Raw genomic sequence first — 23,275 nt, 5'->3', positions numbered from 1 at the left:
TGTATGTTAAAGAAAAGCGTTTTGTGAATCTGTATTCCTTACCCCCAAATCCGTGAAGATAAAGCCTCTGGCAAGGTGAGGAGGTAGAGGATGGAATTTCACGAGAACAGGGCAAGACAGCCATTTATCGGTTTCGTACTGCTGGTGCGGTTTATCAAAAAATGGTGGCTTCAGGAGCAAACGCGCAGAGTTTTGCAGCAAATGAGCGACGAACAGCTGAAAGATATCGGCCTGCGTCGGGACCAGATCAATTAAAACGTGCGGTTTTTTACAGGCAAACCTTCTTCATTATCCCGGTGAGCGCAAAGTGCCGCCGGGATACATTCACGAAATTTATCAATTGATGCGGCACGAGCTTCCGTTTCTTGATACTTACCCTGATAAGTATTATTTTCTTCTCAATAATGAGAGGAAGACCCGTGACTGAAGACGAACTGTTTGCCCGCCGCCCGCTGGGGATGCGGATGGCTATGGTGGTGCGCCAGTGGCGCGCCATTATTGACTCCGCTATCACCGATACCGGACTCACCCAGTCCAGCTGGACGGTGCTGATGCAACTGCATCAGCTGGGAGACAACGTCTCGGTCAGCGAACTGGCGGAGGTGCAGGGCATTGAACTGCCGCCGCTAATGCGCACCCTCTCATTACTGGAAAAGCAGGGCTATCTGGTGCGTTCCACATCGCCATATGACAAACGCATTCGCCTGCTGACGCTGACCGCTGAGGGGCGGGCTATTCTGGAAAAAGTGAGCTGCGTGATCGAGACCTATCAGGAGCGCGTAACCCAGACCATCCCGGAGGCCGATCTCGCCACCTTCAGCGCCACGTTAAATCAAATCGCCTGCCGTTTGCGGAATATCCGCGAAGAAGATAACAAGATCTAACACACTATGATGACGCCTGAACAAAAATTTGCCCGCTGGGTACGGGTGAGTATTGCCGCTTTTCTGGGAATATTCGCCTGGTTTATCGTTGCCGATATCTGGATCCCGCTGACGCCGGACTCCACCGTCATGCGCGTGGTGACCCCGGTTTCGTCGCGGGTCTCCGGCTATGTCTCGCACGTCTACGTGCACAACAACAGCCAGGTGAAAAAGGGCGACCTGCTGTATGAGCTCGACCCAACGCCATTCATTAATAAAGTTGAAGCGGCGCAGATCGCCCTCGAGCAGGCGAAACTGAGCAACCAGCAGCTGGACGCGCAAATCGCCGCCGCCCGCGCCAACCTGCGCACCGCGCAGTACACCGCGCGTAACGATAAGGTCACGCTCGATCGCTACCAGCGCTTGAGTACGATGCAGAACGTCTCGCAGTCCGACCTCGATAAGGTGCGGACCACCTGGCAGACCAGCGAGCAGTCGGTCTCGGCGCTGAACGCGCAGATCCAGAACCTGCTGATCCAGCGCGGCGAGCGCGACGATAAGCGCAACGTCACCCTGCAGAAATACCGCAACGCGCTGGAGGAGGCGCAGCTGAACCTGGCCTGGACCAAAGTGCGTGCGGAAACTGACGGCATGGTCAGCAACCTGCAGCTGAACCCGGGGATCTACGCCACCGCGGCGACGGCTGTGCTGGCGCTGGTTAACAACAACACTGACATCGTCGCCGACTTCCGCGAAAAAAGCCTGCGCCACACCGCGGTGAATACCGATGCGGCGGTGGTCTTTGACGCCCTGCCGGGTCAAGTCTTCCCGGCGCACGTGACCAGCAGCGACGCCGGGATTCTGGCGGGACAGGAGGCGGTGAACGGCCAGCTGTCGCAGCCGGAGCAGTCCACCCGCTGGGTGCGCGACGCCCAGCGGATGCGCATTCACGTCGCGCTGGATCAGCCACTGGACAAACCGCTGCCGACCGGCGCCCGCGCTACGGTGCAGCTGTACAATAGCGAGGGACCTTTCGCCCGCACCTTCGCCGGCCTGCAGATCCACCTGGTGAGCTGGTTGCACTATGTCTATTAATACCCTGGCGCATGTCTTTACCCCGCACGGCAATATCGTCTACACGGCGAATGATTTTCGCCAGACGGTGCGTATCGCCGTGGCCGGGACCATTGCGCTCAGCATCTCCACCTTCTACGACGTACAGTACGGCGTATTTTTCGTCGTTTATCCGCTGATGCTGATGTCGCTGGTACCGATGTTCAACCTGCACGTCGCCCGCCAGTTTATATTTAGCGCGGCGGTAAACTGTGTCGAAATGGTGCTAATTGTCGGCTATTTGTCGCAGTGGCCGGTGATCATGACCCTGGTGGTGTTTGCCCTGTACGTGATGCGTTTCCGCTTTATGAGCCAGGGACCGCTGTTCCTGTTGGGATCGATGGGGGTGGTGTGCCAGAGCACGATGCTCAACTTTATGAGCTATCCCACCAGCAACTGGCACACCCTGATGTTCTCCAATATGGAAGCCTGCGTGATGGCCGTGGCGCTGAGCGCGCTGCTGCATTACCTGATCCCGGACGTCGAACCGCGCAAGCCGCCGCCGCGGATTGAGAAAGACGCCGCCCGCATCCGTCATGAGTCGCTGCTCTCCGGTACGGTAGCGACGATCATCTTTGTGGTGTTTCAGATCTGCGATCTCAGCGACTCGCTGTCGGCGCTGATGGCCGGGATCCTGATCCTGTTCCCGATGCACTATCGTGGGGCGGTGATCAGCTCGATCTGGCGCGTCGTCGGGGTGGTGCTGGCCTGTCTCTATATACTGGTGGTGCAGCTGATTATCTATGATTTCAGCAACCACATGATCCTGATGATGCCGCTGATTGGTCTCGGGCTGGCCTTCAGCGCCCGCCTCCACGTGATGGAGAAAGTGGGCGCCGGGGTGGGCTTCGCCAGCATCACTACCATCGGCATTATGTTCGGCCAGAATTTGCATCCGTATCAGGATCTGGTGTTCAGCGATCTGTACCGCATCACCTCGGTGACGGTCTCGCTGGTGGTGACGCTGACCCTGGTTTTTCTCATGCACCGCCTGCTGAACTGTTTCGCGGCGACGCGTTTTGTGGTGAGCGATTAACCTGCAGGTGGGAAGGTGGCGAGACAGCGCCATGCTTCCCCGTTCTGCTGATACAGCGCCGCCGTCTGTTCCGGGACGATCCAGCCTCGCGCATCGGCTTCCGTCCCCTCCAGCAGGATGCACAGCCCGCAGCCGCTGCGCAGCTGGCGGGGTATATCTTTGACCTCGAAGGCCACTCCCGCCGCCTGCAGGGCTTTGCGCATCCGCACCACCCCCACCGTGGAGTGAAATAAAAACAGAAACGTTGTCATCCGCGCCTCCGCTGGCGCTGGCCGATCAGCGCCGCGCCGATCGCCCCGGCAAACTGGGCGTCGGGATGGGTTGTCACCGCCATGCCGACATGGCTTTCCAGCATCCGGGCAAAGGCGGCGCAGTGGCTGACGCCGCCGGTAAACAGCAGCGGCCCCTGCGCCGATAAGCGGCCAATAAAGTTCGCGCTGCGCCGGGCCATGGCGTTAATCACCCCGGCCAGAATCGCCTCCGGCGCGACACCGGCCGACCGCAGGCTAATGACCTCCGATTCGGCAAACACCGTGCACATACTGGTAATGGCGTGCGGTTCCACGCCGTCGGTAATGGCGTCCAGTTGTTCGACGCTGGCGCCGAGGGTGCGTGAAATTACTTCCAGAAAGCGGCCGGTGCCGGCGGCGCATTTGTCATTCATCAGGAAGTCGCTGAGGTTGCCCCCGGCGTCCAGCTGGATGACTTTGCTGTCCTGGCCGCCGATATCAATCACCGTGCGGGTGTCCGGCGCCAGCAGGCGGGCGCCGAGGCCGTGACAAGAGATCTCCGTCACCTGCTTATCGGCGAAATCCACCAGCTGGCGGCCATAGCCGGTGAGGGTTAAAAAAGGCGTCTCCATGAGGCCAGCGCGCAGTGTCTCCCAGGCCTCGTGGATGGCGTCGGCGGGGCGAAAGGGGGTGGGGCAGAGGAAGCGGCGCACGATGACGCCGTCCGCCAACAGGATGCCTTTTGTGGCGGTGGAGCCGGAATCAATGCCAACCGTATAGTTCACGCCAGCTCCTTAAAGCATTTCGATAAAGGCGGCGACGCGGGTGCTGAGCTGGCCGAGGTCCGCTGTCGAATAGTCGGTTTCAATCGCCATGTAAGGAAGATCGTGCTGTTGGCGCAGATGGCGTTTAATCGCCAGCGATTCCACGGCATAGGTATGGCAGGCCTGCAAAATGACGTCGATCACCCCGTCGGCCTGATACTCCTCCACCATCTGGCTCAGCAGCTGCAGACGCTGGTCGTTGGGGGAGATACAGGAGCAGCCGATGGCGAGATATTTATCGGTTAAGGCGTCGTAGACGTCACCCTCTTCCGCCACGCAGCGCTCGGTCGCTTTCGCGCCGGTGCAGTTCTCATAGCCGACCACCCAGCCGCCGTTTTCCTCGATGGCGCGGACCACTTTTTCCGCCGCGCCGCCGATCGGGCAGCCGGTGATCAGGATCCGCGGACGAGGTTCCAGCCGTTTACCCTGCTGCCACTCCTGATGGATGCGCTCCGCCATGGCATGCAGTTCATCAATCAGGGCGGTTTTGTCGAAACGAAAAGTGGCGCCGTACACCACTTTCAGGATGTCGCCGCCGCTGAGCGCCGGCGGATTGAGCTGCCCGAGACGATAAAAGTGGGCCAGCGCCCGGCGCTCGCGATTTTTCAACACGATGGCTTCGCGCAGTGCCGCCTCGCTAATCGGCGTGCCAAACCGGGCCTCAATCACCTGCTGCAGGCGCAGGATCTCCGTTTTCCACAGTGCGCGCGAGGCGGCATCGCTGGCGCTGTTCGGCAACTGCATGACGTGGACCGCCTTGAACTCGGCCATGTACTCATACATTTTCTTTTTGCCGTCGCAGGTGGTTTCCCCAACCACCAGGTCAGAGAAATAGAAGTAGGGACATTTATCGGTTTTGCCGAAGCCGTAGCTGCTTTTGATAAGCGGGCAGAGGTTGCGCGGGAGATCTTTTTCCGCTTCCTCGATGGTTTCATCGGAGGTTGAGCACAGCGAGACGACAACGGCGCCCGCCGCCATGGCGATCTCCTGGGGCATAAAGGTGCAGTAAGTGCCCACCAGCGGTACGTTCTGCTCTTTAAGATCCATGACGGTGAGAAAGCCCTTCTGGCGAGCTTCTGAGAACTGGTCAAAAATGGCGGGTAGATCGGTGATAAGCGACATGGTTTTCCTTCCCCGTACACGGGAGATGCTGAAAGAGTCGCCATTATAGCCATGGTGTATGCAGGGTTTTATTGATCTCCTGCGTCTGTACGCGGTGTTAATAGACCTTTTTCAAATCCATCTCTTCCTGGATACGCTCGCTCCATGCCTGATGGGTGCGGATGGCCTCTTCGATACCGGCGTTGTAAAACAGCGGCCCCAGCTCTTTGGCGATAAAGTCGACGAAAAATTCGGCGTCAAACTGCTCCAGTTCGAGGTCGAAGGTCTCTGCGCAGTACTTGCTGAGCCTGTCGCGCAGCAGGTCGCGCTGCGCCTGGCTGAGTTCAATGTCATTCATGATGGGGCTTTCTCCGTAAAAGGGCTCACGACTGCCGGGCTTCGATCACCGCTTGTCCGCGCTGGTGGCGTAACAGTCCGGCCAGGCAGCAGGCGGCGACAATCCCGGCGGCCACCGCCAACAGGTGGAAGGGGAGTCTGCCGCCATGGAACCACAGCCAGCGCGCGCCTTCAATTGATAACGCGCTGACGCTGAGGATCACGATATTCAGCGAGGCGGAGACCGTGCCTTTCGGCAGGTCGTTGGAAAAGAGGGTAAAGCGAAACAGCGTCGGGAAAATCAGCCCGATGCCGAAGGCGTAGAAGCAGGTGCCGACCACCGACCACAGCCAGACGTGGGGCCATACCAGATTGCCAACGATCAGGATGGCCAGGCCGAGCATCTGTACCGGCACCGCGCTGAGGACAAAGCGCGGGCGGGTGGGGTCTTTTACCCAGCGCGCCACCGACAGATTGGCGATGATAACGGCGCTGAAGACCGGCACCTGGCTCCAGGCGAACTCGCTGGTGGTCAGTCCGCCGGCGTCCATTAAAATCACCGGCGATACCGCCACCCAGCTCATCAGCGGAATATAGCTCAGCGACAGCGTGGCGGCGCCGAGTAAAAAGATGCGGTTGCGAAAGACGTTGCGAAAATCGCGCAGCACGCCCACGGGGCTGAACGGCACATCGCCGCGGCGCACCGTCTCCGGCATGGTCAACAGCAGGCCGAGCCAGGCCACCAATCCCATGGCGGCGATAATGCCGAACAGCGCTTTCCAGTGAATGAAATGCATCAGCGCCGCGCCGGAGAGCGGACCGACGATCGGCGCCACCAGCACGACGGAGGTGATCACCGCCATCAGTCTGATCGATCTTTTTTCCTCAAAGGCCTCCTGTACGGTGACGTAGCCGACGGTGGCGATAAAGCAGATGCTGGTGCCCTGCACGAAGCGGGCAATCAGGAACTGCGTCATGGAGGTGGTGAACAGGGTCGCCAGGCATGCGAGGGTAAAAATCAGCGCGCCGGTGAGCAGCACCGGACGCCGTCCTATCCGGTCAGAGAGCGGCCCCAGCAGCCACTGTAGCGCCATGCCGCCGGCCATATACAGGCTCACCGAGGCCGGAGCCAGCGCCACATCAGCATTGAAATCCCGCACCACGTGCAGGATCCCCGGCTGGATCAGATCGGTAGTGAGATAAGCGGAAAAATCATACAGAATTAACGCCGCCGGGAAGAACAGCGCGGCGGCGTGTCGGCTCAGCCAGTGGGAAATCCTGTGCATCATCTCGCCCTCCCTGTGGAATATTTATCAGCGCTATTGTTCGGATAGTATCATTGCTAACCAATATGCAGATGCAGCAGCGAGGGGATCTGCGAGAGCAGCCACAACAACAGGCCGATGGTTCCCCCCACCAGGGTACCGTTGATGCGGATGAACTGCAGATCTTTACCGATATTGAGCTCGATCTGCCGCGACATATCGCGGGCGTCCCAGCTCTTCACTGTGTCGCTGATATGGCGGGTGAGGAAGGCGGCGAACTCCGGCGCCACCCGGTGCGCCGCCTGCTCCAGGTGTTCGTTAAGCGATTCGCGCAGCGCGTCGTCGCGGAGTAAGGTTTCACCGAACCACTGCCCCGCCTCGGCGATGCGCTGCTTAATACGTGAGTCGTCGCTGCTGATATCGTTTTTTACCCAGCCGCGCAGGTCGCCCCATACTTCGCCAAGATAGTGGTTAAAGGTCTCATCATTTTTTAGCCAGGCTTTGATGTTATCGGCCTTCTGCGCCATATCCGGGTCGGATTTCAGGTTATCGATAAGCTTTTGCACGGCGCGGTCAAAAGTCTGACGGATCTGATGCGTACGGTCGTGAGTCACCTCGTCCAGCAGGGTATTCACCGCGTCGGTGACCATCTCAGCGCTGTGCTCGCCGAGCCACTCGGTGGGTAGGAGTTTGGCCTTCAGCGGGTGTTCGGTCTCCAGCCAGTGTACGATGCCGCGGGCGATAAAGGCGCGGGAGCTGTCGCGCTGCAGCAGGGCAATCAGTTGGTTTATCAGCGAATCGAGCAGCTTTTGATGGCGATTGTCGCGGGTCAGTCCCTCCAGCATCATGGCGCTGGTCTGCGTCAGGTCGACCTTATCGATAGCCTTATGCACCGCGCGTCGCAGCAGACGTTGAATGCGCGCGTCATCGGTCAGTTCGAGAAAACCGCTCATCACCTGCAGCAGGTGCTGGCCGACCCGTCGGGCGTTCTCCGGCTGGCTGAACCAGTTGCCGAGCATCAGGGCTGGCTGATAGCGGCGGATCAGCGCGACCAGCGACGGGGTATCAAGGAACTTTTCCTCGACAAAGCGGCCGAGGTTGTCGGCGATGCGGTCTTTATTGCGCGGAATAATCGCCGTATGGCGGGCGACAAAGGGCAGCGGAATACGGCGAAACAGAGCCACGACCGCAAACCAGTCGGCCAGCGCCCCGACCATCGCCGCTTCGGAAATAGCTTTTAGCGCACCGACCCAGGGCGACGGTGGTAGCGCGAGGGTAGTGATAAAAATGGCGGCTGCAATCAGCAGCAGCGACAGCGCCAGCAGTTTGGCGCGTTTCAGTTCAGCGAGTTTTTCCATATGCTTAAGCATATAGCCTGACGGCGAGGTCGTGCAAAAATCGCCAGATAATCCCCAGGCCGAAGAGCATCAGGATCGCCCCCGCCGCCCGCTCGACTCGCCAGACGATGGCGCCCAGGCGGCGCTGTATCTGCGGCAGCGCAATCGCGCTCACCAGCAGTAAATCCCAGAAGAACACCACGCTGACCATCCACAGCCCGCTCACCGTTTGCTGAAGCAGGGTCACAGCCGGCCCGAGCAGGGAAGTCATCAGCGCCAGATAAAACAGGGCGTTTTTGGGGTTGAGCAGCGATGACCCCAGCCCCAGCAGCAGCTGCCTGCCGAACCCCGGACGCGCTGCGCGAACGCTCTCCATCGCCAGCGTCGCGGGACGGCTGCGTATCAGCAGGCTGCCAATCCACAATAAATAGCCCGCGCCCAGCAGCTCGATGAGCAAAAAAAGCAGCGGCGCCTGGCGCAGAAGCCCCCAGCCGACGATGGCGAGCACAATATACAGCGCATTGCCTGCGGCGATGCCGAGACACAATCCGATGCTGCCGCGGATCCGGTAGCGCACGGCGTAGCCGACCAGCAGAAAAAAATCAGGGCCCGGACTGAGCAGAGCGACAAAGTGGGACAGGGCTAACGCCGGGAAGGCGGCGGGAAAGAGCGTCGATAAGGTATGCATAGTGGCCTCGATAATGGTGCAGAGGCCACCCTACGCCAGGTGGCGTATTACTTATTGTCAGATATTGATCTGCTTTGCGCATACTGCCGCGGCGTGGCGGCGGTATAGCTGACAAAGGTTTTATGGAAATGGCTCTGATCGGCAAAGCCAGCCTGATAGCCAACGTCGGCGATAGGATCCCCGGCGCGTAAGCGCGTTTTCGCATATTCGATGCGCGCCATGTTGATCAAACTGGCAGGCGTCAGGCCGGTATCTTGTTTCACGGCGCGGATAACGGTCTCTTTACGAAGCGCGCTGTCGTGGGCCAGCTTATCCAGCGACGGCGACGCCGGCAGATCCATCGCCAGGCACTGAAACAGCAGGGCGCTGGCGTGATGTGGCGCCTGCGGCGCGGCGGCGCACAGCGGCAGCGCGTGCAGGAGTTGCGCCAGCCGGGCGGGCAGTTGTTCAAGGCTCCCGCGGCTCATCAGGGCGACAACCTGCTGGAAACTGGCAAAGAGAGGGCTGTCGCGCAGCAGCGGCTGCGGCGAGGCGATACTGGCGCCAGGGGGAATATCCGGGCGCTGCGCGTGGCACCATGTCGCGTCCAGGTAAAGCATGTGATAGCTGCGCGGCCTGCCATGCAGCGGATTACAGCTATGCGGCGCGCGCGGCGGGATCACGATCAGATCCCCGGGTTGCAGCAGGTACTCCTGGCCAGCGCACAGGCAGCGCGTTTCCCCCTCGATAATCGCCCCTACGGAAAGCTGGGGGTGGCTGTGGCGCTTATAGGCCTGGCGGCTGCGCCAGGTGCTGCGCAGCTCCAGCCACGGCAGACGATCGTCTCGCCAGAAGGTTTGGGGAATATCTCGGGTATGGTTCACTGCTTTGGCCTTTGCTGCGGGGATAAGCCGTTTATAGCATGCTGCGCCGAGGCTGTCGCCCGCCTGGATTTGCGTACCGCGTCGAAAAAGGATGTCACGCTTGCAGTCCGGGGAAATATGTTTTCGTAGCGGAATGTAAAATCCCGGTTTCCGGGGTGCCAGAGACATTCATGGGATGTAGAGTCCCTGCAGGATAAGCAGGCAGGGATGAGCCGATGGCAAAGGGCACCACCTCGACGCCGCATGATGCGGTGTTTAAACAGTTCCTCACTCAGGCCGACACCGCGCGCGATTTTCTGGCGATCCATCTACCGCCTGCGCTGCGTCAGCGCTGCGACCTCGATACCTTACAGCTGGAATCGGCAAGCTTTATCGAGGAGAGCCTGCGGGCCTGGTACTCCGATGTGCTGTGGTCACTCAAAACCGCGTCTGGCGAGGGCTACATTTATGTGGTTATCGAACATCAGAGCTCGCCGGATGCGCAGATGGCCTTCCGCCTGATGCGCTACGCCATCGCCGCGATGCAGCGCCATCTTGATGGCGGTCATACAAAACTGCCGCTGGTGGTGCCGATGCTCTTCTATCACGGAGCGACCACGCCATACCCGTGGTCACTCAACTGGCTGGACTGTTTTGCCGATCCACAGCTGGCGAGTGAGCTTTATATCTCGCCCTTTCCGCTGGTGGATGTCACGGTGATCCCCGACGATGAGATCGTTCGCCACCGGCGCGTGGCATTACTCGAGCTGATACAGAAGCATATTCGCCAGCGCGATTTAATGGGCATTGTTGAGCAACTGACGACGATTTTACTTAGCGGGGACGCTAATGACAGACAGCTAAAAACGCTGTTTAATTATCTGCTGCAGACTGGCAACGCGCGCCGCTTTGGCCGGTTTATCCACGAAGTGGCGCAACGGGTTCCTCAGCACAGGGAGAGATTGATGACTATTGCTGAAAGATTACAGGAAGTGGGCCGCAGAAAAGGCAAGCGTGAAGGACAGCATGCCGAGGCGCTGCGCATTGCCCAGAGGATGCTGGCCGACGGCATTGCCCGCGAGACGGTGGTGAAAATCACCGGCCTGGCCGCCGACGAGATCGCCGCGCTGGCGCATTGATAACGCCGGGGCGGCCTGACGGTCGCCCCGGTTAGCCTCGTTAGGGAATATTCCGGATATACCTAACTTTACCCGCATCGCCAGCCATCTCGACTACCCTTAATATCCTTAACGGCATTTTTGACTGCCTTAGTAGCGATAACAAGGAGACATGCGATATGGCCTATCAGACGGTGAATCCTGCGAACAATCAGCTTATTAAAACGTACCCGGCGCACAGCGATGCGGACGTGGAGGCAGCGCTGCAGCAAGCGGATGCGCTCTACCATTCTGCCTGGGCAAAAGGCGATATTGAACCGCGCTTGGCGGTACTGCATAAGCTGGCTGATCTGATTGATAGCCGGGCGGAGGAGCTGGCAAAAATCGCTAGCCAGGAGATGGGGAAACTCATTAAGCAGAGCCGCGGCGAAGTGAAACTTTGCGCGCAGATCGCCCGCTATTACGCCGATAACGCCAAATCGTTCCTGGCGCCGGTGAAGTATCCCTCCGAACTGGGTGAAGCCTGGGTTGAGCACCATCCCATTGGCGTCTTACTGGCGGTGGAGCCGTGGAACTTCCCCTATTACCAGCTGATGCGCGTCCTGGCGCCAAACCTGGCGGCCGGTAACCCGGTTATCGCCAAACACGCCAGCATTGTGCCGCACTGCGCGGAGACCTTTGCCCATCTGGTGCGTGAGGCCGGCGCTCCGGAGGGGGCGTGGACCAACCTGTTTATCTCCCAGGATCAGGTGGCGAAGATTATCGCCGACGATCGCGTGCAGGGCGCGGCGCTCACCGGGTCGGAGAAAGCCGGCAGCGTGGTGGCGGCGCAGGCGGCGAAGCATATTAAGAAATCAACGCTGGAACTGGGCGGCAATGATGTGTTTGTCGTGCTGGACGATGCCGACCTGGAGCGCGCGGTGAAAATCGGCGTCCAGGCGCGGCTGAACAACGCCGGCCAGGTGTGTACCGCTGCCAAGCGCTTTATCCTGCACGAAAATATCGCGGATGCGTTCCTGACAAAATTTAGCGAGGCGTTTCGCCAGGTGAAAATCGGCGATCCGCTGGATGAAAGCACCACGCTGGGGCCGCTCTCTTCCAAAGATGCGCTGGATACCCTAAGCAAACAGGTGGACGAGGCGGTGAAAAATGGCGCTAAGCTGCATCTGGGCGGCAAAGCGGTGGCTCGAGAAGGCAATTTCTTTGAACCCACCATTTTGACCGGTATCACCCGTGATAATCCGGCGTACTTCGAAGAGTTCTTTGGCCCGGTGGCGCAGATCTACGTGGTGAAAAACGATGAGGAGGCAATCCAGCTGGCCAATGATTCCCACTATGGTCTGGGCGGCGCGGTGTTCAGTCAGGATATCGAACGCGCCAAACGGATGGCCTCCGCCATTGAAACCGGAATGGTTTATATCAACTGGCTCACCGATACCGCGCCGGAGCTGCCGTTTGGCGGCGTGAAGCGTTCCGGTTACGGACGGGAGCTCTCCGATCTCGGCATCAAAGAGTTTGTGAACCAGAAGCTGGTGGTGGTGCGCCGCTAAGCCTATGACCCGGCCATAAAAAAACCTGCCATTCGGCAGGTTTTTTTATGGCTAATGCTCAGCGCACCTTAACTTTATCGCGGGGCGTTAACCATAATCAGAAGGTGACCCCGCCGCCCACATAGGCGCCATCAATCAGGGTGTGGTTCGGGCGACCCTCTTTACCGTCAACGCTCACATGGCGGTAACCCACTTTCAACGTCACTGGACCAATCGGAGACCAGCTCACGCCGCCGTTCGCTTCAACATAGTTTTTCACGCTGTTGTTCAGACCATCCGGCGCGACATACCCTTCGCCAAACACGTGGATGCTGTCGGTCAGGGCCACGTTCACCCCGCCGCCGACCGGAAACGCGACGCCGTTATCGCCTTTTTTCGGCCCGAGGTAGATGGCTTTCGCGCCGGCGTTGAGCATCACCGGGCCCACTTCCAGGTTGTAACCCGCGCCCACGCCGCCGGTCTGGCTACCATCATCGGTATTCTTCAGCCAGTGGCTTTCGGCGTACAGGCCAGAAGAGGATTTACCCATTTCCATATTCAGATTAGTGAAGTTTTTACCCTGTTCAACGGTAAACCCCACCGCCATGGCGGAACCAGAGACCGCGGTCAGGGCTGCAAGAATAAGGATGTTAAGCTTTCTCATGGTTTACTCCTCGTCAATAAAGTTGTCTGAGGGCACCTTAACAAGCGATGTTTACCTCTGCAAATGTGACTTGCGTCGATTTTTTATGCTGGTTTTGTCAGGAAGGTGTTTTGAAAATGTTGTAATGACGTTTGGTTACGGCGAGGTCAATCATCAAATTTAGCCTGTTTAGCCGTGGTTTAATTGGTGGGCTAAACAGAAACTGAACAGAGCAGTCATTAATTATTAAGGGGCCTATTCATTCAGTTTCTTATAATTTCCAAAAATGTTTCTACTGTTACTTATTAAAACGTTGCTTTACATTTTTCGACGCGCTGCCGACGTTTGGTCCCTGTTTTTGACGAGGTCTCAGAGAGAAGGGGGCCTGCGCCTTAGGGCGCAGGCGGGCAGGTTAGCGTCGTAACCCGGCAAACGCCGCGCGAATTTCCTCTTCCGGCAACTGAATGCCGATAAACACCAGCGTGCTGTGCGGCGTTTCATCGCCCCACGGGCGATCCCAGTCGGCGCTGTAGAGGCGCTGCACGCCCTGGAACAGCAGGCGATTTGGCTCGCCGTCGATCCACAGCATGCCTTTATAACGCATCAATTGCTCGGCGAAGGAGAGCAGCAGATTTTCCATTACCCGTGAAACTTCACTGATATCCACCGGATAGTCGAGCTCGACCACAATCGACGAGACGTCATTCTGTTTTTCTGCCACAAAATGAAAGCGCGGTGTGGCGCTGACAACCTTCTCTTCCAGCATAAAACCGCTGGTGTTAAACAACTGGCTTAAATCGATATCGCCGTGAATGACGGTATAAATCGGCGCCCGCGCGTTAATGCGCGCCAGCCGTTCACGCAGCTTTTCGGTGTCGCCGGCGACGTCGGTTTTGGTTAACAGGATCCGGTCCGCGTAGCCGACCTGCGACTGGGCGATGGTGAACTGATCCATCTGCTGGTCGGCATGGACGGCGTCAACCAGGGCGATCACGCCGTCCAGCAGATAGCGCTCGCAGAGCACCTGATGGGAGAAAAAGGTCTGGATAATCGGCCCCGGCTCGGCCATGCCGGTGCATTCAATCACCAGCCGGTCAAACTCGATTTCGCCGCGATCGCGACTGTCGAGGAGATCGAGCAGGGCGTCTTCCAGTTCGTTGGAGCGTGTACAGCAGATACAACCGTTGGTCAGGGTTTTAATCTGCGTGGCGCGGTCGCCGATGAGCTGATCGTCAACGGAGACTTCGCCGAATTCGTTTTCAATTACGGCGATTTTGAAACCGTGCTGCTCATTGAGGATATGGCGCAGGAGGGTGGTTTTTCCTGCGCCGAGAAAACCGGTGAGTAGGGTGACTGCAATCGGTGCCATTATTGCCTCCATTAACAGCAGCGTACGCCGCCTTTGCCGTCGCCGCCGTAGCGGGCCTGCTGGCGTTCGCGGAAGAATTCTTCATAAGTCATGTACGGCTGATCCGGATGGTTGGTTTGCATATGCGTGACGTAGTTGTCGTAATCCGGAATGCCAATCAGCATTTTTGCCGCCTGACCGAGATATTTTTTTGCCTGACCTAAGTTACCAAACATTATAAGTTCCAGATAACGAATAAAGCCGGATGGCGGCTAGCGCCATATCCGGCCTACGTTAATGCGCTTTTGGTAGGCCGGATACGCGTAGCGCTATCCGGCATCAGGGTTAATGATGTGACGAGGTCTTCACACCGCCTTCCGGTACCGGCACATACGGAGTCTCTTTGTCGGTACGCACCTTATTGTTGCGGACATTGAGCCAGGTTTTGATGCCGTAGAAGATGATGCTGTACACCACCACCAGGAACAGAATACTCAGGCCGGCGTTGGTGTAGTTGTTGACCACGATATGGTTCATGTTGGCAATCTGCTGCGCGGTCAGCTCGCCGCCGGCGGCAATCTTCTCTTTATACTGCTGAGCCATAAAGAAGAAGCCTTCCATCTGCGGATTGCTGCTGAACAGCTTCAGACCCAGCGCCCAGGTGGTGCACAGCAGCAGCCACGCTGCCGGGATAACGGTGACCCAGATATATTTGGTGCGCTGCATCTTGACCAGCACCACGGTGCCAAGCACCAGCGCCACGGCGGCCAGCATCTGGTTAGAGATACCGAACAGCGGCCACAGGCTCTTCACGCCGCCCAGCGGGTCGACCACGCCCTGATACAGCAAGTAGCCCCACAGCCCGACGCAGCCGGCGGTACCGATAATCCCGGCGACCAGCGAGTCGGTTTTTTTCAGGAACGGCACGAAGTTACCCAACAGATCCTGCAGCATAAAGCGGCCTGCGCGGGTACCCGCATCCAGCGCGGTGAGGATAAACAGCGCTTCAAACAGGATACCGAAGTGGTACCAGAAGCCCATATCCGCCATCGGGATGATTTTATGGAATACGTGGGCGATACCGACGGCCAGCGTCGGCGCGCCGCCAGCGCGGTTCAGTACCGAAGGTTCGCCGATATCTTTCGCCGTCTGCAGGATCTGCTCAGGTGAAATCACAAAGCCCCAGGAGCTGACGGTCGCCGCCGCGTGGACGGTGACTTCTTTCAACTGCGCTGCGATCATCGCCGCGTTTTCACCGCCCATTTCATGCAGGTTTGGCATCACGATGCCCAGGCCCGCCGGCGGGGTGTTCATCGCGAAGTAGAGACCCGGTTCGATAATCGAGGCCGCAACCAGCGCCATAACTGCAACAAAGGATTCCATCAGCATCGCGCCGTAGCCAATAAAGCGGGCATCGGTTTCGTTGGCCAGCAGCTTCGGCGTGGTGCCGGAGGCGATCAGCGCGTGGAAGCCGGAGACCGCGCCGCAGGCGATGGTGATAAACAGGAACGGGAACAGCGCGCCTTTCCACAGCGGGCCGGTACCATCAATGTACTGGGTCACCGCCGGCATTTTCAGGTCCGGGTTAAGGATAACGATCCCCAGTGCCAGGCCGACGATCACGCCGATTTTCAGGAAGGTGGCCAGATAATCGCGCGGCGCCAGAATCAGCCATACCGGCAGCAGGGCGGAAATAAACGCGTAGCCAATCAGGGTAAAGGTGATGGTGGTGTCTTTAAAGGTCAGCGCCGGGCCCCAGTACGGGTCGTGGGCAATCACGCCGCCGAACCAGATAGAGGCCACCAGCAGCACGATACCGATAACCGACACTTCACCGACGCGGCCTGGGCGCAGGAAGCGCATGTAGATCCCCATAAACAGGGCGATAGGCACCGTCGAGCAGACGGTAAACACGCCCCACGGGCTTTCCGCCAGCGCTTTCACCACGATGAGCGCCAGCACCGCGAGGATGATGATCATAATCAGGAAGCAGCCGAACAGGGCGATAGAGCCCGGAACCGGCCCCATCTCCTGTTTAATCATCTCGCCCAGCGAGGCGCCGTTACGCCGCGAGGAGATAAACAGCACCATGAAGTCCTGTACCGCGCCCGCCAGCACCACGCCGGCCAGCAGCCACAGGGTGCCCGGCAGATAGCCCATCTGCGCGGCCAGTACCGGGCCAACCAGCGGGCCGGCGCCGGCGATCGCGGCAAAGTGGTGGCCAAACAGCACGTAGCGGTTGGTTGGCACATAGTTCAGGCCATCGTTATTAATGACCGCCGGCGTGGAGCGCGTCGGGTCAAGCTTCATCACCTTCTGCGCGATGTACAGGCTGTAATAACGGTAGGCGACGAGGTACACAGAAACCGATGCGACGACGATCCACAGGGCACTGACGTGCTCACCGCGGCGCAGGGCGACGACTGAGAGGCAAAATGCCCCGATGATTCCGAGAATCACCCAGGGTATGTGCTTGAATAGTTTTTTGGTATCCATAGTAAAACCTGGCGTTAATTAGATGAATAATTGGCCGAAGCCGTCTGGTTTTAAGTTAGGGTTGATGGAGGTATTGATTAGCTAGGCTGCCTTCGATCTTGCCAGAACAGCGCGCGCGTAAAGTTGGGTAAATCGGTGAGTGGTTGTATAGGGGGTTAAGCGGTTACTTGCGGGGGTAAGCGGTTAGATATGAGTACGAGAGCGCGTAAATGTGTGATTAAGCTCACAATATTATTCTGCGCATCTCAAAGATATGCTTTCAAACTGAGGATAACGATTTTTATCACCCGCAGATCACTATCTTTATTTCAAGTAGAGGTATTTTGATATTATGCTGACTTTGCCATGTCGTATGGATAGCGTTTAACAAAGGGAATTCGAGTTATGAAATTTGTAAAGATAATGATCATCGCCAGTGCTTTTTACTTAACATATGCTCATGCAAGAGAGATACATCAGGCTGTTGATGAGCCGGCAGCCCCTTATAATTTGCGCTGGGGGATGAGTTACGATGAGGCCAGAAACACGCCTTTATATTCTCTGGAGGTATCAGATATCAATTATGCCGGAAAAGACCCGGATCTGATTATCTCAACGCTGACTCCCCAGGAAGTGGGGGCGTTGAAATATCAGGAGATGAAGCTTTATTTTGATAAGAATAAAGGGCTGAAAAGTGTTTTTGTTAGCGCTGATGTTGATTCCAGTCAGCAGGCCTATAAAGTTGATGATGGCCGGGAAGCACTCGCCTTATATAATGAGGAAGTTAAGGTTCTTGATCGAGAATATGGGCCAGCGACAATCAAAGAAGAGTTCATTGCAGAAAAAGGGAAATTCTATCAAAGTCTTTCCGCCTGCATTGCAAAACAGCAGGAGTGGTATAATAAAAGATTAGATCTGAATAAAATAAAAAATTGTTCAACCTGGCAACGTACTTATAAAAAAGGTCGGGTAACCGTTTTGCTATACATCGAACCGAGACAAGTTTCCAAACATTATATTTATAAATAAATTAAAGGACTTAACGGTGAGAATATATAAGATTTTTTTTAGAAGTATTGCCATGGTCATTATGGTTATGATCCTTTCTGATTGTCGTCAGTCGTATTATATTGCCAGAAATACGGGGCGCAATATAATGACCTTATCCGACCATCAGCGCGCTAAATCGGCGTTAAACGCTAACGATTTAAATGCAGCTCAGGGCTACCTGACGGGAGAAAAATACAATAATCGCTACAGGCCTGTTAGCGGTGAGGAATCCTGGGGAAGTTTACAATATCGGGCGGCGAAAATCGTCGCCAACGCCGCGGCGAACGGTCAAAAAGTGCGTGATGATGCGCTCTATCTCGCTTATATCTCTTTGTTTGAAGCAGAAGAGGGAGTGCCCGAACATCCCGATATTATGTTGGGTTACATGCATAAAGCCATGGCGCTACTGTTAGCGAATCCGCAATTACTCGATAAAATCGATTCTAAAAATGTCAGTACTTTACCCAGCCAGTTTACCCTTGAACGCTATGCTGTATGGCAATATTTATACGATGGCGGCGAGATTGACTGGACCAAAAAAGCGCCTGAAGGTGAAGGTTATACAATTGCTGGTGAAAGCTATCAGACCTGGAATATCAAGTTAAAAAAAGCCATCTGGAATCGGGGAGACGCTTTTTTAACAAATATAGGTAAACAACAATTTATTCATGACGCTATAGATTATTCGCAATTTCCGGTTATTGCCTGTACCGCCAGGCGAAAAGGCTGGCACTTAACATTACCTGCTGACTACCGGGAACAAAATTTCCCCGGCGGTGGACGTTTTGATTGGGCTTCATGTCGCGCTGTTGAATAAGGCTGGCGGGTGAGATGACGCATATTAAGCGCCAGGTTTACGTATCGGGCGATAAGTAAACCTGGGCGCGGATTTTAGACTGCGACTTCCATTTCCATCATCACCGGGTGGAAACGGCGTTTAAAGTAAATCAGGCCGTGCCCTTGCGGGCTCAGGGTAATATTGCGGATCTCCACCAGATACACCAGGTGGGTACCAATGGTTTGCACCTGGCTAATTTCGCCTTCGAGGCTGGCCAGCGAACCCTTCAGCACCGGCTGTCCGAGCGCGCCCTGCTGCCAGCCGCTGAGGGCAAACCGCTCTTCCATCGTCACCCCGGTCATCCCGGCGAAATGACGGGCCATGATTTCCTGTTCGTGGTTCAGCACGTTGATGCACAACTTGCCGTTACCCTGAAACACCGGGTTCATCGCGCTGTTGACGTTGATACAAACCATCACCGATGGCGGCGTATCCGTCACCGAGCATACCGCCGTGGCGGTAATGCCGCAGCGGCCGGCTTCGCCTGCGGTGGTGACAACGTTAACCGCCGCCGACAGGCTGGCCATGGCATCGCGAAAACGCAGGCGTTGTTCATCTAATTGCATTATGACCTCCCGCTGTGAATTACTTCAGCAGCTTATCCAACATGTTGATATCAGCATTATTGTGCAGATGCGGCACCGTCCAGCCGTTCTGGTCGTACTCGGACAGGCAGCGGTCGACCATCGCCATCATCTTGTCCATATTGCCGGAGCTCTGCGCCTGGCGCAGACACTGCAGGCGAATTTCATCCTGGCTACCGGAGTAGTTGATCTCATACAGTTCATGGCGGCCGCCGAATTCGCTGCCGATGGCGTCCCACATCAGTTTGAGGATTTTGATACGTTCAACGTGGTCCATACCGTTGGAGCCGCGCACGTACTTCGCCAGATACTGGTCGATCTGCGGGTTGTTCAGATCGCGGGCGCTGGATGGCAGATAAATCAGGCCGCTGGTGACGTTGCGCTCGATGATGTTCTTGATCTTGGCGTAGGCCATCGGGGCCATCACGCGATAGGTCTGCAGCGCGGCGTGATCCGGCAGCCATGCGCCGTTGACCCACGGCGTCGCTTCCGAGCACATGGAATCGCTTAACGCCCAGAACATGTTGCGCCACGCCACCACTTCGCCAAGGTCGGCCTGCACGCCACGGAATTCGAGGGTGCCGGTACATTCCAGAGAACGCTTCAGCAGGGCAGTGATAAAGTCCAGTTTGACCGCCAGACGCACGCAGGCCTGCAGGGGGTACATGCGGGCAAAACCGCCTTCCATGGTCCAGCGACGGCAGCGGTCAAAGTCGCGATAAATTAGTACGTTCTCCCATGGGATCAGCACCTTATCCATTACCAGAATCGCGTCGTTCTCGTCGAAACGGCTGGAAAGCGGATAGTCGTACGGCGATCCGGTCGCGCCGGCGACCATCTCATAGGAGGCGCGGGAGATAAGCTTGACGCCTTCGGCATCCATCGGCGCGACGAACATCAGCGCGAAGTCCGGGTTCTCGCCCATCACCTGTGCGGAGCCGAAGCCGATCATGTTGTAGTGGGTCAGCGCCGAGTTGGTGGCGACCACTTTCGCGCCGCTGACGATGATCCCGGCATCGGTCTCTTTTTCCAGCTTGATGTAGACATCCTTCACTTCATCAGCCGGCTTGTGGCGGTCGATCGGCGGGTTGACGATCGCGTGGTTGAAGTACAGGCCGGTTTCCTGAATGCGGGTGTACCAGTTGCGGGCGTTCTGCTCGAACTGGCCGTAAAACGCCGGGTTGGCGCCCAGCGCGCAGCCGAAGGCGGCTTTGTAGTCCGGGGTGCGGCCCATCCAGCCGTAGCTTAAGCGCGACCATTCGGCGATGGCGTCGCGCTGCTGGCGCAGATCGTCGGCGCTTTTCGCCACGCGGAAGAATTTATGGGTGTAGCCACCGCTGCCAGTATCGGTGCCCCAGCACAGGGAATCCTGCATCTCCGGTTTATGCAGCGCATCGTACAGCTGAGCGACGGAGGCCGCGGCATTACGGAAGGCCGGATGCGTGGTGACGTCTTTCACGCGCTCGCCGTAGATATAAATTTCGCGGCCATCCTGCAGGCTTTTTAAATACTCTTCGCCAGTTAACGGGCGTTTCGCGTCGGCGCGGAAATCTTCAGGTTTCATAGGGGCCTCTTCAGTATTTATCGGAATAATGATGTTAAATATATGTTTTGTTTTTGTTGTTTAATTGAAGCGGTTATGGCGCTTGTCGTGAAGGGACGTTTGCGACAACGGCGGGTACTTTTCAGGCGGGAGTGAATTTTGTGATCTCTGCAACTTTTACCGGCTGGCGCGGCGCTGACCCGCCCTACGGTCTGTAGCCCAGGCAAGCGCAGCGCCGCCGGGGTATTACGACACCGGTACTTTTTGCGCCCGGTAGCTGCTGGGCGAGCAGCCGACCTGGCGGCTAAAAAAGCGCGCAAAATAGGCGGGGTCTTTAAACCCCAGCTGCCAGGCAATCTCATTGACCGCGCTATCGGAGAACAGCAGCAGGCGCTTCGCCTCGCGCAGCTGACGGTCGAATATCAGCCGCTTCGGCGAACGGTTGGCGAAGCGGCGACAGATGTCGGTCAACCGCGATTCGGTCAGATGCAGCTCCCTGGCGTAATCCGGTACCGTCCAGTGCTGATGGTAGTGGCTGTCGATCATCTGGTTAAAGCGCTGGAATAGCTTCAGCTCGCCGCGCATCCCGCTGGCGGCGTGATCGTCGAGCTTTGCGTTACGCAGCAGCAGGGTAAAGACCGCCTGCGCCAGTAGCGCCAGGGTATGCTCCCGCCCCGGCAACTGGGCGGTAGATTCCCGGCGAATCAGCTGCCAGTAGTGGGCCAGCGCCGCCAGCTCGTCGGGTTTATCCGCCAGCGACAGGCAGATCCCCGGCAGGCCGAAGGTCTCCCGCGTGCCGGGATAAAGTACCTCCAGCAGCGGCAAGATCAGCTCCTCATGGACCGTCAACACATGGCCATCGCTATCGGACTCGGTAATAAAAGCGTGCGGTACCGAGGGCGGCGTTATCACAAACAGCTGCGCCTGCACCGAATAGCGATGGTCATCAAGCTGCAGCTCAATCTGTCCGGTATCAAGGTAGTGCATCTGGAAATAGCGGTCGTGGCGATGCGCCTGCATGTCGCGGCCAAAAAAGGCCGCCATGCGGGAGAACGACTGGTAGTGCACCTCTTCGGTACCCAGACTCTCGTCGTAATCTTTATTGATGTCGATGTTGGCGATGGAATGCTGGCACATACCCGCTCCTTAGTGGCCTTTTTGCGCCGCTAATCCCGGCGCGGTGGCGGCGTCCTCACGCTGGCTCATTGGAATGCGGGTAAGCACCAGCGCACCGACGATCAGTAAACCGGCGACAAACCACAGCCCGGAGCTAAAGCTGCCGGTGGTATCGCGCAAAATGCCGATCAACAGCGGGCTGACGGCAGAGCCGACGTTGCCGATAGCGTTGATCACCGCCAGCGCCACCGCGCGTGACTGCAGGCTGATCACCCGATCCGGGGTGGTCCAGAAAATGGCCATCGCGGTAAAGGATCCCACCGAAGCCATAATAATGCCGATCAGTTGGATCAGGCTGTGGTGCGTTGCCGAAGCCAGCAGCCAACCCGCCGCGGCGAACAGGTAGGGCAGGATGGTATGCATCTTGCGCTCTTTGCGGCGGTCGGATCGGCGGCTCCACCAGATCATGCCGAAAATAGTGCAGAACTGCGGGATCGCCGCCAGCAGGCCAATCATGATGTTGCTGCTGCCGGTGTTGAAGCTCTGCAGGATCTGCGGCGTCCAGATATTAATGGCGCTGAGGGTATTGGTCAGGCAGAAGTAGGCGAGGGTATACATCAGCACCGCTGGCGTCAGTACTTCGCGCAGCGTGGAACGCGGCGAAGCCGGGACGATCGCCGCATGTTCCCGTTCGCGATCGATCATCGCCATCAGCGCCTGTTTCTCTTCGTTATCCAGCCAGTTGGCTTTATCCGGCGTGTCGTTGAGGAAGAACCAGGTGACGACGCCGAGCACCACCGACGGCAGGCCTTCCAGCAGAAATAGCCATTGCCAGCCTTTCAGGTTCCACAGGCCGTCGAGCGCCAGAATATAGCCGGAAAGTATCGAGCCGAGCATCATGGTCACCGGCATGGCGATCATAAACAGGGCGTTGGCGCGGGCGCGATGGTAGGCCGGGAACCACCAGGTCAGATAGACGAGGATCCCCGGCAGAAAACCAGCCTCGGCGATGCCGACCAGCATGCGCAGGATGTACAGCGTATGCGGGCTGGTGGCGAACATGGTGCAGGTCGAGGCGATCCCCCAGACCACCATGATCCCGGCGATCCAGCGGCGCGCGCCAACTTTCGCCAGCATGATATTGCTGGGGATCCCGCACAGCACGTAGGTGACGTAGAACAGCGTCGCCGCCAGGCCGAACATGGTGGAGGTCAGGCCGAGATCTTTACCCATCGTCAGACCGGCAAAGCCGATATTAATTCGATCCAAAAATGAGAAAACAAAGAGAACAAACAGGAAGGTAATCAGGCGGCGGAACAGCTTTTTGATCACTCGGTTTTCTACTTCAACGGCTTTATTATCATTGTGTTGCAGGGTAGAGGTAGTCATGTTGCGC

24 protein-coding genes are annotated in these 23,275 nt (G+C 57.4%); 8 read left to right on the top strand and 16 right to left on the bottom strand.

Annotation, left to right across the window (positions count from 1 at the left end; all coding sequences use genetic code 11):
• The first annotated feature begins 90 nt into the window (after window positions 1-90).
• The 4 genes from KHQ23_RS04795 (at window position 91) to KHQ23_RS04780 (ending at window position 3,012) form a co-directional block, all read left to right on the top strand.
• Entirely contained in the window at window positions 91-255 is a 165-nt protein-coding gene (locus KHQ23_RS04795; protein ID WP_002887388.1) for a DUF1127 domain-containing protein, read from the top strand.
• Window positions 256-419: 164 nt separating this feature from the next.
• Window positions 420-884 (top strand): MarR family winged helix-turn-helix transcriptional regulator, encoded by a 465-nt coding sequence (locus KHQ23_RS04790; protein WP_211776927.1) that lies wholly within the window; start codon window positions 420-422, stop codon window positions 882-884.
• 6 nt (window positions 885-890) lie between these two features.
• A complete protein-coding gene (locus KHQ23_RS04785; protein ID WP_002887394.1) occupies window positions 891-1,958 on the top strand; it encodes an HlyD family secretion protein in 1,068 nt (355 codons plus the stop codon).
• On the top strand, window positions 1,948-3,012 hold the full coding sequence (locus tag KHQ23_RS04780; protein ID WP_002887411.1) for a DUF2955 domain-containing protein: 1,065 nt from the start codon (window positions 1,948-1,950) through the stop codon (window positions 3,010-3,012). Before KHQ23_RS04785 ends, KHQ23_RS04780 begins: the two co-directional genes overlap by 11 nt.
• Here KHQ23_RS04780 and KHQ23_RS04775 read toward each other — a convergent pair.
• The 8 genes from KHQ23_RS04775 to KHQ23_RS04740 form a co-directional block, all read right to left on the bottom strand.
• A complete protein-coding gene (locus KHQ23_RS04775; protein ID WP_004177546.1) occupies window positions 3,009-3,263 on the bottom strand; it encodes a DUF3343 domain-containing protein in 255 nt (84 codons plus the stop codon). The two genes, KHQ23_RS04780 and KHQ23_RS04775, sit on opposite strands and share 4 nt — an antisense overlap.
• Window positions 3,260-4,027, bottom strand: a complete 768-nt coding sequence (yjiL, locus tag KHQ23_RS04770) for a putative 2-hydroxyacyl-CoA dehydratase activator YjiL (protein WP_004178487.1) — start codon at window positions 4,025-4,027, stop codon at window positions 3,260-3,262. Before yjiL ends, KHQ23_RS04775 begins: the two co-directional genes overlap by 4 nt.
• A gap of 9 nt (window positions 4,028-4,036) precedes the next feature.
• Entirely contained in the window at window positions 4,037-5,188 is a 1,152-nt protein-coding gene (locus KHQ23_RS04765; RefSeq protein WP_002887414.1) for a double-cubane-cluster-containing anaerobic reductase, read from the bottom strand.
• Window positions 5,189-5,285: 97 nt separating this feature from the next.
• Complete coding sequence (locus tag KHQ23_RS04760; protein ID WP_002887416.1) at window positions 5,286-5,525, bottom strand: DUF2164 domain-containing protein; 240 nt, start codon at window positions 5,523-5,525, stop codon at window positions 5,286-5,288.
• 25 nt (window positions 5,526-5,550) lie between these two features.
• Window positions 5,551-6,792 (bottom strand): multidrug efflux MFS transporter MdtM, encoded by a 1,242-nt coding sequence (mdtM, locus tag KHQ23_RS04755; RefSeq protein WP_032413332.1) that lies wholly within the window; start codon window positions 6,790-6,792, stop codon window positions 5,551-5,553.
• Between the two features lie 53 nt (window positions 6,793-6,845).
• Window positions 6,846-8,138 carry a DUF445 domain-containing protein gene (locus KHQ23_RS04750; protein ID WP_004146918.1) on the bottom strand — a complete coding sequence of 431 codons (1,293 nt, stop codon included), beginning with the start codon at window positions 8,136-8,138 and terminating at the stop codon, window positions 6,846-6,848.
• On the bottom strand, window positions 8,131-8,793 hold the full coding sequence (locus KHQ23_RS04745; RefSeq protein WP_004177543.1) for a LysE family translocator: 663 nt from the start codon (window positions 8,791-8,793) through the stop codon (window positions 8,131-8,133). The genes KHQ23_RS04750 and KHQ23_RS04745 overlap by 8 nt, the downstream gene beginning before the upstream one ends.
• 47 nt (window positions 8,794-8,840) lie before the next feature.
• A complete protein-coding gene (locus KHQ23_RS04740; RefSeq protein WP_032435530.1) occupies window positions 8,841-9,656 on the bottom strand; it encodes an AraC family transcriptional regulator in 816 nt (271 codons plus the stop codon).
• A gap of 215 nt (window positions 9,657-9,871) precedes the next feature.
• Here KHQ23_RS04740 and KHQ23_RS04735 point away from each other — a divergent pair, with 215 nt between their 5' ends.
• Together KHQ23_RS04735 and KHQ23_RS04730 are read left to right on the top strand one after the other, a co-directional pair.
• A complete protein-coding gene (locus tag KHQ23_RS04735) occupies window positions 9,872-10,774 on the top strand; it encodes an Rpn family recombination-promoting nuclease/putative transposase (RefSeq protein ID WP_004146106.1) in 903 nt (300 codons plus the stop codon).
• A gap of 158 nt (window positions 10,775-10,932) precedes the next feature.
• Window positions 10,933-12,303, top strand: a complete 1,371-nt coding sequence (locus KHQ23_RS04730) for an NAD-dependent succinate-semialdehyde dehydrogenase (protein WP_004146105.1) — start codon at window positions 10,933-10,935, stop codon at window positions 12,301-12,303.
• Window positions 12,304-12,400: 97 nt separating this feature from the next.
• On the opposite strand, the gene KHQ23_RS04725 is transcribed toward KHQ23_RS04730, so the two are convergent.
• The 4 genes from KHQ23_RS04725 to KHQ23_RS04710 form a co-directional block, all read right to left on the bottom strand.
• Window positions 12,401-12,946 carry a YfaZ family outer membrane protein gene (locus KHQ23_RS04725; RefSeq protein WP_004177540.1) on the bottom strand — a complete coding sequence of 182 codons (546 nt, stop codon included), beginning with the start codon at window positions 12,944-12,946 and terminating at the stop codon, window positions 12,401-12,403.
• A gap of 391 nt (window positions 12,947-13,337) precedes the next feature.
• Window positions 13,338-14,294, bottom strand: a complete 957-nt coding sequence (gene yjiA / locus KHQ23_RS04720) for a GTPase (RefSeq protein ID WP_032422058.1) — start codon at window positions 14,292-14,294, stop codon at window positions 13,338-13,340.
• 11 nt (window positions 14,295-14,305) lie between these two features.
• Window positions 14,306-14,509, bottom strand: a complete 204-nt coding sequence (locus tag KHQ23_RS04715; RefSeq protein WP_002887451.1) for a YbdD/YjiX family protein — start codon at window positions 14,507-14,509, stop codon at window positions 14,306-14,308.
• 109 nt (window positions 14,510-14,618) lie between these two features.
• Window positions 14,619-16,769 carry a carbon starvation protein gene (locus tag KHQ23_RS04710; protein ID WP_002887454.1) on the bottom strand — a complete coding sequence of 717 codons (2,151 nt, stop codon included), beginning with the start codon at window positions 16,767-16,769 and terminating at the stop codon, window positions 14,619-14,621.
• Window positions 16,770-17,153: 384 nt separating this feature from the next.
• Between KHQ23_RS04710 and KHQ23_RS04705 the strand changes: the two genes are divergently transcribed.
• The gene (locus KHQ23_RS04705) at window positions 17,154-17,777 is read left to right on the top strand and encodes a hypothetical protein (protein WP_004177539.1); all 624 of its coding nucleotides are present in this window, start codon (window positions 17,154-17,156) and stop codon (window positions 17,775-17,777) included.
• 127 nt (window positions 17,778-17,904) lie between these two features.
• Entirely contained in the window at window positions 17,905-18,615 is a 711-nt protein-coding gene (locus tag KHQ23_RS04700; RefSeq protein ID WP_073553639.1) for a transcriptional regulator, read from the top strand.
• A gap of 74 nt (window positions 18,616-18,689) precedes the next feature.
• On the opposite strand, the gene KHQ23_RS04695 is transcribed toward KHQ23_RS04700, so the two are convergent.
• The 4 genes from KHQ23_RS04695 to hpaX form a co-directional block, all read right to left on the bottom strand.
• Window positions 18,690-19,202 carry a 4-hydroxyphenylacetate 3-monooxygenase reductase subunit gene (locus KHQ23_RS04695; protein WP_009485364.1) on the bottom strand — a complete coding sequence of 171 codons (513 nt, stop codon included), beginning with the start codon at window positions 19,200-19,202 and terminating at the stop codon, window positions 18,690-18,692.
• A 19-nt stretch (window positions 19,203-19,221) separates the two neighbouring features.
• A complete protein-coding gene (gene hpaB, locus KHQ23_RS04690; protein WP_002887473.1) occupies window positions 19,222-20,784 on the bottom strand; it encodes a 4-hydroxyphenylacetate 3-monooxygenase, oxygenase component in 1,563 nt (520 codons plus the stop codon).
• Window positions 20,785-21,009: 225 nt separating this feature from the next.
• Complete coding sequence (hpaA, locus tag KHQ23_RS04685; RefSeq protein ID WP_211776926.1) at window positions 21,010-21,900, bottom strand: 4-hydroxyphenylacetate catabolism regulatory protein HpaA; 891 nt, start codon at window positions 21,898-21,900, stop codon at window positions 21,010-21,012.
• A 9-nt stretch (window positions 21,901-21,909) separates the two neighbouring features.
• Window positions 21,910-23,268 carry a 4-hydroxyphenylacetate permease gene (gene hpaX, locus KHQ23_RS04680; RefSeq protein WP_032422059.1) on the bottom strand — a complete coding sequence of 453 codons (1,359 nt, stop codon included), beginning with the start codon at window positions 23,266-23,268 and terminating at the stop codon, window positions 21,910-21,912.
• Between the last annotated feature and the right edge of the window lie 7 nt (window positions 23,269-23,275).

Origin of the sequence: Klebsiella sp. 64 (genome assembly GCF_018223915.1) — a bacterium.
In the GTDB taxonomy this organism is placed as follows: Bacteria; Pseudomonadota; Gammaproteobacteria; order Enterobacterales; family Enterobacteriaceae; genus Klebsiella; species Klebsiella pneumoniae.
The sequence above is the reverse complement of the archived record's forward strand: the minus strand, read 5'-3'. Positions and strand labels throughout refer to the sequence as shown.